12 protein-coding genes are annotated in these 11922 nt (G+C 70.7%); 4 read left to right on the top strand and 8 right to left on the bottom strand.

Features of this window, described 5'->3' with window-relative positions:
- Window positions 1-54: 54 nt before the first annotated feature.
- The 4 genes from JAV51_RS06935 to JAV51_RS06920 all read right to left on the bottom strand — a co-directional run bounded on the left by JAV51_RS06935 (window position 55) and on the right by JAV51_RS06920 (window position 2783).
- The gene (locus JAV51_RS06935) at window positions 55-447 is read right to left on the bottom strand and encodes a hypothetical protein (RefSeq protein WP_231641560.1); all 393 of its coding nucleotides are present in this window, start codon (window positions 445-447) and stop codon (window positions 55-57) included.
- Window positions 448-574: 127 nt separating this feature from the next.
- A complete protein-coding gene (locus tag JAV51_RS06930; RefSeq protein ID WP_197319821.1) occupies window positions 575-799 on the bottom strand; it encodes a DUF5703 family protein in 225 nt (74 codons plus the stop codon).
- Complete coding sequence (locus JAV51_RS06925) at window positions 796-1821, bottom strand: YncE family protein (protein WP_231641558.1); 1026 nt, start codon at window positions 1819-1821, stop codon at window positions 796-798. Before JAV51_RS06925 ends, JAV51_RS06930 begins: the two co-directional genes overlap by 4 nt.
- On the bottom strand, window positions 1818-2783 hold the full coding sequence (locus tag JAV51_RS06920; RefSeq protein WP_197319819.1) for an aldo/keto reductase: 966 nt from the start codon (window positions 2781-2783) through the stop codon (window positions 1818-1820). Before JAV51_RS06920 ends, JAV51_RS06925 begins: the two co-directional genes overlap by 4 nt.
- Window positions 2784-2868: 85 nt before the next feature.
- On the opposite strand from JAV51_RS06920, the gene JAV51_RS06915 reads away from it, so the two are divergent.
- From JAV51_RS06915 to JAV51_RS06900, 4 genes are read left to right on the top strand one after another with little or no spacing between them, the layout of a single operon-like run.
- Complete coding sequence (locus tag JAV51_RS06915) at window positions 2869-3912, top strand: LLM class F420-dependent oxidoreductase (protein ID WP_197319818.1); 1044 nt, start codon at window positions 2869-2871, stop codon at window positions 3910-3912.
- Window positions 3912-4772, top strand: a complete 861-nt coding sequence (locus JAV51_RS06910; protein WP_197319817.1) for an undecaprenyl-diphosphate phosphatase — start codon at window positions 3912-3914, stop codon at window positions 4770-4772. Before JAV51_RS06915 ends, JAV51_RS06910 begins: the two co-directional genes overlap by 1 nt.
- A 17-nt stretch (window positions 4773-4789) precedes the next feature.
- Window positions 4790-5503 (top strand): histidine phosphatase family protein, encoded by a 714-nt coding sequence (locus JAV51_RS06905; protein ID WP_197319816.1) that lies wholly within the window; start codon window positions 4790-4792, stop codon window positions 5501-5503.
- Window positions 5500-7551: a M3 family metallopeptidase gene (locus JAV51_RS06900; protein ID WP_197319815.1), complete on the top strand. Its 2052-nt coding sequence runs from the start codon at window positions 5500-5502 to the stop codon at window positions 7549-7551. Before JAV51_RS06905 ends, JAV51_RS06900 begins: the two co-directional genes overlap by 4 nt.
- A gap of 18 nt (window positions 7552-7569) precedes the next feature.
- On the opposite strand, the gene JAV51_RS06895 is transcribed toward JAV51_RS06900, so the two are convergent.
- The 4 genes from JAV51_RS06895 to JAV51_RS06880 all read right to left on the bottom strand — a co-directional run bounded on the left by JAV51_RS06895 (window position 7570) and on the right by JAV51_RS06880 (window position 11774).
- Window positions 7570-8313 carry a TIGR02206 family membrane protein gene (locus tag JAV51_RS06895; protein WP_197320109.1) on the bottom strand — a complete coding sequence of 248 codons (744 nt, stop codon included), beginning with the start codon at window positions 8311-8313 and terminating at the stop codon, window positions 7570-7572.
- Between the two features lie 165 nt (window positions 8314-8478).
- Window positions 8479-9468, bottom strand: a complete 990-nt coding sequence (locus JAV51_RS06890) for a malate dehydrogenase (RefSeq protein ID WP_197319814.1) — start codon at window positions 9466-9468, stop codon at window positions 8479-8481.
- A 130-nt stretch (window positions 9469-9598) separates the two neighbouring features.
- Window positions 9599-10903, bottom strand: a complete 1305-nt coding sequence (locus tag JAV51_RS06885; protein ID WP_197319813.1) for a M20/M25/M40 family metallo-hydrolase — start codon at window positions 10901-10903, stop codon at window positions 9599-9601.
- A gap of 52 nt (window positions 10904-10955) precedes the next feature.
- Window positions 10956-11774, bottom strand: coding sequence for a M55 family metallopeptidase (locus tag JAV51_RS06880; RefSeq protein ID WP_197320108.1), 819 nt, complete (start codon window positions 11772-11774; stop codon window positions 10956-10958).
- Window positions 11775-11922 lie beyond the last annotated feature (148 nt).

Below are 11922 nucleotides of genomic sequence, written 5' to 3'. Positions count from 1 at the left end.
GGCCCCGACGGTCAGGGGCGGCGCATCCGACCATCGGGTGCGCCCGGACTGGCCTCAGCGGGATTCGCGGCCCGTGCGCGAGCGGAACCGAATGGTGTGCGCGGGGACGAACGACGTCACCGTCGTCCGCCACGCGAGGTCGGCGGTGAGGAGTTGGTAGGTCACGAGGGCGAGCGCGGCGCCGTCCACGGACGGCATCCACGCGCGCAGCAGTCCTTTGGCCTCGTAGCGGTACTGGAGTCCGGCCGGGTTGTCGTCGGTGAAGGTGAACGCGTCCTTGCGCAGCGCGGCGCGGAGGTCCACCCACACCCAGCGGGGCGGGTCGACGGGACGGAAACCCTCGGGTGTTCCGTCGACCCGGGTCCACACCGGCCGGGTGGGTGTCGAACTCGCGTCGTGCTGCCACCACGGCCAGTTCGGTGGCGGTGACGATGCTGGTTGGTTCACGTGCACTCCCGAACTACTCCCCTTGTTCGAACAATAGTTCGATCGAACGGAGTAGTGTCAAGACGCTGTCACCTCCGCCACCCACGGGAGGAGGACACAGCGGCGCGGGGTGCTCGCGCGGTGACGCTCAGATGCTCAGCCCGGGCAACAGCCCCGACGCGAGGGACCGCCGACGCCGCAGCAACACCTTGCGGGTGCCGTCGGAGAACAGTCGCACGTTCGACAGTTCCCACCCCGAGAACTCGGCCTGGATCGACAGCTGCACCGCCGCGGAGATCCGCGAGACGCCGGGCGGCAACTGCACCCGGCGGTACTCCCAATCCCCGTCGACCACCGCTTCGACGTTCGTCATGGAGCAATCACCTGGACCCCTTCCCCGCTCGCCGAGCCCACCACGACTCGGGACGTCCTTGAGTCGACGGTAACGGAATCGGGTTGGCGAACGGTGGGGTAGCGGTAGCGCTCCTGCAGCTCTCCACCGCGGACGTCGAAGCCGACCACCTCGTTGGTCGCGGTCAACGTCGCCCACAGCACGTCGCGTTCGGAGTCGTAGGCCAGGGCGTAGACACCCCCGGGAACCGGGTAGAGCTGCCGCAGCAACAACGGGTCGACGGAGAACGCCAGAATGCCGCCGCTGCGGGTGTCGGAGACGAACACCCGACCGTAGTCGTCGGCGACCACGTGCGTGGCGCCCTGCCCGGCGCGCAGGCCCGCGCCGATGTCGCCCTCGGCGACGTCCACCTCGAACACCGCGCTGCGCAGGCGGTCGAGCACCACCGGGCGGCCCTCCACCACGACGACGTCGTCGGCGCTGTTCAGGCCACCCGCGATGACGGGATCGAGCCGGTCCCCGTCGAGCACCGCGACGGCCTTGCGTTCCCGCAGGCTCAGCACCGTGGCTCCGTCGTGGACCGCCGCCCCGGTGGGCTGCCCGGCCACCGGGGTCGACGTCACCTCGCCGTCGACGGTGATCCGGGCGAGCGTGTCCTGCGACGGCACGGGAGCCAGCAGCGTGTCCCCGGCCGCGGTGAGGTCCTCCACGGGGCCGGGCAGCTCCACCACCGTCGGCTCGGCGTCGCCGCCGTCGAGCGCGTCCTGCTCGAACAGCAGCACCCGCGCCGGGTCGGCGACGGCGACCGCGAGCACGTCACCCACCGTCGTCAGGGCGGTGACGTCACCGTCCACCGGGATCACCGAGCCTGCCGGTTCGGTGGTGGTCTCCGGGGCGGGCTGCGCGGTGGCGGCGGTCGGGTTCTCGACCACCTGCAGCTCGTCGGTCACCTCCTCGTCACCGGTGCAGGCCGACAGCGAAGCCACCAGCGCGGCCGTGAGCGCCACCGCGCCGAGAGTGGAGGAGTGCGTGCGGGTCGTCATGTCGGCCATCGTTCCGGATAGCCGAATTCCAGCGCGCTGACGTCGTCGAGTGCGGCCTTGATCGCGGCGGGTAGGGTGAGACTTTCGGCGGCCAACGAGCCCGCGAGCTGGCTCTTGTCCCGCGCCCCCACGAGCGGGGCCACCACACCGGGCCGGTCCCGCACCCACGCCAGCGCGACCGCCAGCGGTGACACCCCGAGCCCGTCGGCGGCGGTGACGACCGCCTCCACGATGCGCGCCGCCCGTTCGGTGCGGTGCTGTTCGACGTAGCCGGCGTAGGCGGTGGACGCGCCTCGGGAATCGGCCGGGGTGCCCGTGCGGTACTTGCCGGTGAGCACGCCGCGACCGAGCGGCGCCCACGGCAACACCCCGATCCCGTGGTGGGCGGCGGCGGGCACCACCTCACGTTCGATGCCGCGTTCCAGCAGCGAGTACTCCGACTGGATCGACACGATGCGCCCCTCGGCCAGCGAGGCCGCGGCGGTCGCGAGCTGCCAGCCCGTGTAGTTGCACACCCCGACGTAGCGGACCTTGCCGCTGCGCAACGCGTACTCCAGGGCCGAGAGTGTCTCGTCGATGGGCACGGCGGCATCCCACGCGTGCAACTGCCACAGGTCGATGTGGTCGACCCCGAGACGACGCAGCGACCCGTCCAGCGCCGCCAGCAACGCGCCGCGCGACGCGCCCCCACCGAACGGCCCGTCGGCGCGGCGCGCCACGGCCTTCGTGGCGAGCACGACCTGGTCGCGGGGCACCAGGTTGCCCAGCAACGACCCCAGCAGCCGCTCGACCTCACCGTCGCCGTAGATGTCGGCGGTGTCGACGAGCGTGCCGCCTGCGTCGACGAACGCGGCGAGCTGATTGGCGGCGTCCTCGGCGTCGGTGCTGTTCGACCAGGACAAGGTGCCGAGCCCTATCCGGGACACGCGCAGGCCGGAGGTGCCGAGCTGACGGCTTTCCATGGCGAAAGAGCCTAACCGTCGCCCGACCGGGTTCGTGACCAAGGCGGCTCCGGCGGCGCGTCACGGCCCGTTAGTGTCGGTGTCCATGCGATTGGGCTTGAACCTCGGGTATTGGGGCGCGGGTAACGACGCGTCGAATCTGGCTCTGGCCAAGGAGGCCGACGCGCTCGGCTACTCCGTGGTGTGGGTCGCGGAGGCCTACGGGTCGGACGCGCCGACCGTGTTGTCGTGGATCGCCGCGCAGACGTCGTCGATCGACGTCGGCAGCGCGGTGCTGCAGATCCCCGCGCGCACCCCGGCGACCACGGCCATGACGGCCGCGACGCTCGACACGCTCTCCGGTGGCCGGTTCCGGTTGGGGCTCGGTGTGTCGGGGCCGCAGGTGTCGGAGGGCTGGCACGGGGTGCGTTTCACCGCTCCGCTGGGCCGCACTCGCGAGTACGTCGACATCGTGCGGGCCGCGTTGCGTCGGGAAAAGGTGCGCTACGACGGCAAGCACTTCCGGCTTCCCCTGCCCGACGGGCCCGGCAAGGCTCTGGCGCTGACGGTGCACCCCGTGCGCGACTACATTCCCACCTATCTCGCCGCGATCGGACCGAAGAACCTGGAACTCACCGGTGAGATCGCCGACGGCTGGCTGCCGGTGTTCTTCTCGCCCGAGCACGCCGCCACGCAGCTCGACCACCTCACCGCGGGCGCGCAGAAGGCGGGCCGCACCCTCGCCGACCTCGACATCGCCCCCACGGTGCCGCTGGTGCCGGGTGAGGACTGGCGCGTGTGCGCCGACTCCGTGCGCGCCTATGCGGCGCTCTACCTGGGCGGCATGGGCAGCCGGGAGAAGAACTTCTACAACCAGCTCGCGGTGCGCATGGGCTACGCCGACGCCGCCGCCGAGGTGCAGGACCGCTACCTGGCCAAGGACTACGCGGGCGCGATGGCGGCGGTGCCGTTGGAGTTCCTCGACGCCACGTCGCTGTTGGGGCCGGTCGAGCGGATCGCCGACCGCATGTCCGCGTTCGCCGAGGCCGGGGTGACCACGCTCAGCGTGTCCCCGTTCGTCGCCCCGGAGCAGGGGGCCGCGGCCCTGCGGACCGCGTTGGAGGCCCTTGATCGCGCGGGGGTCGCCTGATGGGCTGGTTCGAGGCGCTCGTGCTGGGCCTGGTGCAGGGACTCACCGAGTTCCTGCCCGTGTCCTCCAGCGCGCACATCCGCCTGACGGCGGCGTTCGCGGGCTGGGACGACCCGGGCGCCGCGTTCACGGCCGTCACGCAGATCGGCACCGAACTCGCGGTGCTGCTGTACTTCAGCAGGAAGATCGGCCGGATCCTGCACCGCTGGTTCCTGTCGCTGACCCGGCGGGAGTACCGCTCCGATCCCGACGCGCGGATGGGGTGGCTCATCATCGTCGGCTCGGTGCCGATCGCGGTGCTGGGGCTGCTGTTCGAGGACCGCATCGAAAGCGTGTTCCGCGATCTGCGGCTGACGGCCACCACCCTCATCGTGTTCGGTCTGCTGCTGCTGGTCGCCGACCGGTTCGGCCGCAAGGAACGGGAACTCGACCAGCTCACCGTGCCCCACGGCCTCGCCTACGGGTTCGCGCAGGCCCTCGCCCTCATCCCCGGCGTGTCCCGGTCGGGCGGCACGATCACCGGCGGGTTGTTGCTCGGCTACAAGCGGGCCGACGCCGCCGAGTACGCGTTCCTGCTGGCCGTGCCCGCGGTGCTGGCCTCCGGGGTGTACAAGCTCACCGACATCGGTGAGGGCGACGCGCCCGGGGTCGGCCCGACCCTGCTGGCCACGATCGTGTCGTTCGGTGTCGGCTACGCCGTCATCGCGTGGCTGATGTCCTATATCAAGAAGAACAGCTTCGTGCCGTTCGTGATCTACCGGGTCGCGCTGGGTGTGCTGGTGCTGGTGCTCGTGTTCACCGGTGTGCTCGACCCCGACGCGGGCCCGGTCGAGGCCGGTGCCGTGGAAGCACCGCACTGAGGCCGTAGGGTGGCGTCGTGGCAACTGTGATCCTGCTCCGGCACGGCAGGTCGACGGCGAACACGGCAGGTGTGCTGGCCGGACGCACCGCCGGGGTCGGGCTGGACGACATTGGCCGCGCCCAGGCCGAACGCCTGGTGACGCGGCTCGCGGACGTGCCGCTGGCGGCCGTGGTGACCTCCCCGCTGCTGCGGTGCCGACAGACACTGGCCCCGCTCGTCGAGGCCACCGGACTCACCCCGCGCACGGACTCCCGCCTGTCCGAGGTCGACTACGGCGACTGGTCCGGCAGACCGTTGAAGGAGCTGACCAAGGAGCCGCTGTGGAAGGTGGTGCAGTCGCAGCCGTCGGCGGCCGTGTTCCCCGGCGGTGAAGGGCTCGCCCACATGCAGTGGCGGGCGGTGACCGCGCTGCGCGAGCACGACGCCCGCGTCGCCGCCGAGCACGGCGACCACGCGGTGTGGTTGGCGTGCAGCCACGGCGACGTGATCAAAGCGGTGCTGGCCGACGCGCTGGGGCAGCACCTCGACCTCTTCCAGCGCACCGTGGTCGACCCGGCGTCGGTGTCGGTGATCCGCTACACCGACACCCGGCCCTTCGTGCTGCGGATCAACGACTGCGGTGGCGATGTGAGCGGCATCGTGCCGCCCCGACCGAAACGACGGCGCCGGGGCGGGTTGTCCTCCGACGCGGTGGTCGGTGGGTCGACAGGACGAAAGGATCGAGAGTGACGACTGTGGACAATCCGTTGTTGACGGCGAGCGAGCTGCCGTACGAGCTGCCGCCGTTCGACCGGATCTCGGGCGAGCACTTCCTGCCCGCGTTCGAGGCGGGCATGGCGGAGCAGGCCGCCGAGGTGAAGGCCATCGCGACCAACCCGGAACCACCGACGTTCGACAACACCATCGTCGCGCTGGAACGCTCCGGTGAGCTGCTCGACCGCGTGTCGGAGGTGTTCTTCAACCTCAACGCCTCCCACACCGACGACACCCTGCGCGCCGTACACGCCGAGATCGCACCCAAACTGGCCGCGCACTCCGACGCCATCCACCTCGACGCGGCGCTGTTCGAACGCATCGAGCGCCTGTACGAGGACCGGGAGTCGCTGGATCTCGACGACGAGTCGGCGTGGTTGCTGCGGCGCTACCACCTGGACTTCGTGCGCGCCGGTGCCGCGCTCGGGGAGGCGGAGAAGGCGCGGCTGCGGGAGTTGAACACCGAACTGTCCACGCTGGCGACCCGGTTCCAGGACAACCTGCTGGCCGACACCAACGACCTGGCCGTGCTGGTGTCCGACCGAGCGGAGCTGGCCGGGTTGTCGGAGGCGGCGATCGCGGCGGCCGCCGACGCGGCCACCCGACGCGGCGAGGACGGCAAGTACCTGCTCAGCCTGTCACTGCCGACGGCGCAGCCGCTGCTGGCGTCGTTGGAGAACCGCGACGTGCGGGAACGGCTGTTCCGCGCGTCGGTCGCGCGGGGCAACCGCGGCGGCGAGCACGACAACAAGGACGTGCTGCTGCGGATCGCGCGGCTGCGCGCCGAGCGGGCCGCGTTGCTGGGCTACCCGCACCACGCGGCCTACGCGATCGAGGACCAGACGGCGGGCACCGCGCAGGCGGCGATCGACCTGCTGCACCGGCTCGCGCCCGTGGCCGTGTCGAACGCGCGGGCCGAAGCGGCGGAGCTGACCAAGGAGATCGCCCGCGCCGGCGAGAACCATCCGTTGGAGCCGTGGGACTGGGCGTTCTACGCCGAGCGGGTGCGGCGCCGCCGGTTCGACGTCGACGCCGACGAGCTGCGCCCCTACTTCGAGCTCGACCGGGTGTTGCGGGACGGGGTGTTCTTCGCGGCGACGAAGCTGTACGGGTTGACGTTCACCGAACGGCACGACCTGCCGACCTACCACCCGGACGTGCGGGTGTTCGAGGTGTTCGACGCCGACGGCAGCCCGCTGGGGTTGTTCCTCGGCGACTACTACGCGCGCGAGTCGAAGCGTGGTGGCGCGTGGATGAACTCCTACCGGGTGCCGTCGCGGCTGCTCGACCGCAAGCCCGTGGTGGTGAACAACCTCAACATCACCAAGCCGCCGGAGGGTGAGCCGACGCTGCTGTCCTTCGACGAGGTCGAGACCGCGTTCCACGAGTTCGGGCACGCGTTGCACGAGCTGCTGTCGGACACCCGCTACCCGACGACGGCGGGCACCAACGTGCCGCGGGACTTCGTGGAGTTCCCGTCGCAGGTCAACGAGATGTGGGTGTTGTGGCCGGAGGTGCTGGCGAACTACGCGCGCCACTACCGCACGGGTGAGCCGTTGCCGCAGCGGCTGGTGGAGAAGCTGCAGGAGTCCCGCGCCTACGGCGAAGGGTTCTCGACCACCGAGTACCTGGCGGCGTCGCTGCTGGACCTGGCGTGGCACACCCTGGACGCCGAGACCACGGTCGACGACGTGGCGGCGTTCCAGGCGCAGGCGTTGGAGAAGGCCGGAGTGGCGGTGCCGGAGGTGCCGCCGCGGTACGCGAGCACGTATTTCGCGCACATCTTCTGCAACGGCTATTCGGCGGGCTACTACTCCTACATCTGGAGCGAGGTGCTCGACGCCGACACGGTGGAGTGGTTCCGCGAGAACGATGGTCTCACCCGCGCCAACGGCGACCACTTCCGGCGCGAGTTGCTGTCGCGGGGCGGCAGCACCGACCCGATGGCCGCGTTCCGCGCGTTCCGGGGCCGTGACCCGGAGATCGAGCCGCTGCTGAAGCGGCGGGGACTCACCGGCGCGTGAGCGTGACAGCGTGGGCGGTCAGGTCGTCGGCAGACCGCCCACGCTGTCACGGCGCCGCGGTCGGCGGGTGCGTCGGGTCCACGGCCAGGTCAGCAGCGCCCACGCGGTGAGGATCAGCGCGACCTCGGCCACCACGTACCACGGCCACGGGCCGAGCAGGTCGAGCACCGAGCCGGTGGCGGGTTTGCGGTTCAGGTAGCCGTAGTTGGTGCCGGTGACGCTGTTGACGAGCATCGCGACGGCGGCCCAGGCCGCGGTGATGGTGACGGTGGTGCGCCAGTCCTGCCAGGTGGGGTGTCGGCCGAGGCCCCACGTGAGGTAGACGGCTGCCCACACCACGAGCAGATGCAGGCCCCAGAACGCCACGAACTCGTGGTGGGGGAAGTCCGGTGCGTCGAGGACGGGGAAGAACAACGCCTGCGGGGACAGCGTCAGACACCAGTAGTAGGTGAGGGCGAAGGCGCGGCGGGAGCGGGTCAGCAGCGCGGCGGCGGCCACGAACCCGGCCAGGTCCGACAGGTGCAGCGGCAGGGTGTCGACGAGCGGCCGGTCACGGGCGGTCAGGGTGTAGCCGAGCGCGATGACGGCGGCCGCGAGCAGCACCGCGCCGAAGACGCGGGTGACCTGCCGTTCCGTCGGGCTGTGGCGGTGGCGTCGGCCGAACCGCACGAGGACCAGCGCGCCGAGCACGAACACGACGAGCATCGCCCCGTGCGAGGGGCCGTAGGCGGTGAACGTCTCCTGCGCTGCCGTCGCGTCCATGACCATGGCGGGAGGGTCGAGGTCTTCCCGCTCTCATGGTCGCAGCTCACGAGGCGAGAACACACGTCACGCGGTCCGGGAAGAGGAGACCCGCGCCGACCCCCACAAAGAAAATCGCCTGGCCGCGGCGGACACCGCGACCAGGCGACAAGGACAGCCCGTGTCTCAGATGAGGCCGAGCTTGGCGACTGCGTCGCGCTCCTCGGCGAGCTCGGCCACCGAGGCGTCGATGCGAGCACGGGAAAACTCGTTGATCTCCAGGCCCTGCACGATCTCGTAGGAGCCGTTCTTGCAGACCACCGGGAACGACGAGATCAGCCCCTCGGGGATGCCGTAGGAGCCGTCGGACGGCACACCCATGGACACCCAGTCACCCTCCGGGGTGCCGTTGACCCAGTCGTAGATGTGGTCGATGGCGGCGTTGGCGGCCGAAGCGGCGGAGGACGCGCCCCGCGCCTCGATGATCTCGGCGCCACGCTTGGCGACCCGCGGGATGAACTCGTTCTCCAGCCACTGCTGGTCGTTGACGGCCTCGGCCGCGTTCTGGCCCTTGACCTCGGCGTTGAAGAGGTCCGGGTACTGCGTGGCGGAGTGGTTGCCCCAGATCGTCAGCTTCTTGATGTCGGTGACGGCGACGTCGAGCTTCTTGGCGAGCTGGGCGACGGCGCGGTTGTGGTCGAGGCGGGTCATCGCGGTGAACCGCTCGGCGGGCACGTCGGGGGCGTGCGCCTGGGCGATCAGCGCGTTGGTGTTGGCGGGGTTGCCGACGACCAGGACCTTGACGTCGTCGGCGGCGCCGGCGTTGATCGCCTCGCCCTGCGGCTTGAAGATGCCGCCGTTGGCCTCGAGGAGGTCACCGCGCTCCATGCCCTTGGTGCGGGGACGGGCGCCGACGAGCAGGGCCACGTTGGTGCCCTCGAACGCCTGCTTCGGGTCGTCGAAGATGTCGATGCCCTTCAGCAGCGGGAAGGCACCGTCTTCGAGTTCGAGCGCGGTGCCCTCGGCTGCCTTCACCGCCTGCGGGATCTCCAGCAACCGCAGCCGCACCGGCTTGTCCTGGCCGAGAAGCTGGCCGGACGCGATGCGGAACAGCAGCGCGTAGCCGATCTGGCCGGCGGCGCCGGTGACGGTGACGTTGACAGGGGCCTGCGTCATGACGTTCTCCTGCTGACGGTTCCAGTGCTTGTATCCGGGATGTTATCGGTCGTTCGCCTTCCGGCTCGGGTGCGTCATCTCACCTGTACCGATTGAGCACTGTTGGCATGATCACCCCGGAACGGGCCGGTCAGGCGTTGAGCAGCAAGTGCTCCATCACCCGCGCCCCGAACCGCAGGCCCTCGACCGGGACGCGCTCGTCCACACCGTGAGCCATGGCGCGGTAGTCGAAACCCTCCGGCAACCACAGGGGCGCGAAGCCGTAACAGTCGATGCCGAGTTCGCTGAACGCCTTGGCGTCGGTGCCGCCGCCCAGGCAGTACGGCACCACGACCGCGTCGGGGTCCTGCGAGCGCAACGCGTCGGCCATCGAGTCGAACCAGGGCGAGTCGACCGGAGCCTGCACCGACGGGCTGCGGGAGAGGAACTCGCGTTGCACGTCGGGCCCGATCAGCGCGTCGATCTCGGCGAGCAACGCCTCCTCGGTGCCGGGCAGCACCCGCCCGTCCACGTGCGCCTCGGCCACGCCCGGGATGACGTTGACCTTGTACCCGGCGGACAGCACGGTCGGGGTGACGCTGTTGCGGACGGTGGACTCCACCAGCGGCGCGGCGGCGCCGAGCCGGTCGAGCGTGGCGTCGACGTCGTTGAGGTCGATCTCGACGTCCAGGGCCTTGCCGGTGCGTTCGAGGAACGCCTCCACGGTCGGCGTGAGGACCACGGGCCAGGTGTGGGCGGCCAGCGCGTGCAGGGCGCCGACGAGGCGGGTGACGGCGTTGGCGTCGTTGCGGCGGGAGCCGTGCCCGGCGCGGCCGCGGGCGGTGAGCTTGAGGTGCGCGGTGCCGCGCTCGGCGGTGCCGACGGGGTAGAGGCGCACCATGCGGCCGTCGGCCGCGGGCACGTGGTAGGTGTAGCCGCCGGACTCGCTGATGGCGGCCGCGCAGTCGCTGAAGAGGTCGGCGTGGTTCGCGGTGAGCCAGTGGGCGCCGTACTCGCCGCGGTCCTCCTCGTCGGCGACGAACGCGACCACGATGTCCCGGCGGGGGCGGCGGCCCGCGGCGGCCAGCGAGCTCAGCGCGGCCAGGACGGTGGCGCAGAAGTCCTTCATGTCGACCGCGCCGCGCCCCCACACGTAGCCGTCGGCGACGGTGCCGGAGAACGGGTCGACGCTCCACTCGCTCGCGTCGGCGGGCACGACGTCCAGGTGTCCCTGGATGAGCAGGGCGGGCAGGTCGGGGTCGTCGCCGGGGACGCGGGCGACGACGTTGGCGCGTCGGGGCGCCGATTCGAGGATCGTCGGTTCGACGCCCGTGGCCGCGAGGGTGCGGGCGCAGAATTCGGCGGCGTCACGTTCGCCTCGGGCGTCGCCCGCGCCGTGGTTGGTGGTGTCGAAACGGACCAGTTGTGCGCACAGGTCGACGACGTCGGCTGTCATGGGGGGTCACACCGCCCTCGGGTCGTTCGTGTTGTCGGTCGTGGTGTCGGGTTCAGCCGTACTTGCCTTGCACGGCGCCGTCGGCGATGGCGGTGACGATCTTGAAGGCTTTCATGGCGTCGGTCATGGTGTCCGCGTCGAACCCGACGGTGCGGACACCGGTCTGCTCGACGGTCGGGATGACGGCCGCCGCCTGCGCGAGGTGGCTGGCGTCGAACTCGACGTCGATGTGGTGGCTCGTCGTACGGGGGGTGCCCCGTCCGGCGAGGCGCATGCCTTCCTCCGCGGCAGCGGTGAGGTCGGCGCTGGTGCGCGACGGGGGAAGGCAGATGGCAGCGTAGCGGCTGACGCACTGCTTGACGGCGACGGTCGCGGCGTCGGGCGCGTAGTCGTGGGCGTCCTCGCAGGTCTTGTCGTCACCGCTGACCAGCAGCACCGGCACCCCGTACTCGGCGGCCAACGCGGCGTTGAGACGGCCCTCGCTCGCGGGCACGCCGTCGAGCCACACCCCGGTGATCTGGTTGGGCAGATAGGTGTGGGACAGCACGCCGTCGCAGCCGGCACCGGCGTGGTAGCCGAGGAAGACCACGCCGTCGACGCCACTGTCGATTCCCTCCATCATCGACAGTGGCTTGTGGCGCCCGGTGAGCATGCGGGCGCGCGGGTCGAGGTCCTCCAGGAGCACGTTGCGCTGCGAGGAATGCGCCTCGTTGACGAGGATGTCGGTCGCGCCGCCCTCGGCGAGTCCGGCGATGACGGCGTTGACGTCTCCGGTGAACAGCCGACGGAACCGCTGCCACTGTTCGGTGCCCGGGACCACGTCATCGGTCCAGGTCACGCCGGTGGCGCCTTCCATGTCGGCGGAAATCATGATCCTCACGGGTGTCCAACCTAGCCGTGAAGTCACAGGTTGCACACCGGAGGGCGCAAATCGTTGACAGCGTCGTGTGGGGAGTGGTTACTTTTCCGCTCCGGCATCCTCTCTCGCATCCCAGTGAGGTGTACACAGTGAGTTGGAC

Source organism: Saccharomonospora sp. NB11, assembly GCF_015910535.1.
Taxonomy (GTDB): Bacteria; Actinomycetota; Actinomycetes; order Mycobacteriales; family Pseudonocardiaceae; genus Saccharomonospora.
Note: the sequence above shows the minus strand (reverse complement) of the source record. Positions and strands in the feature narration are given on the sequence as shown.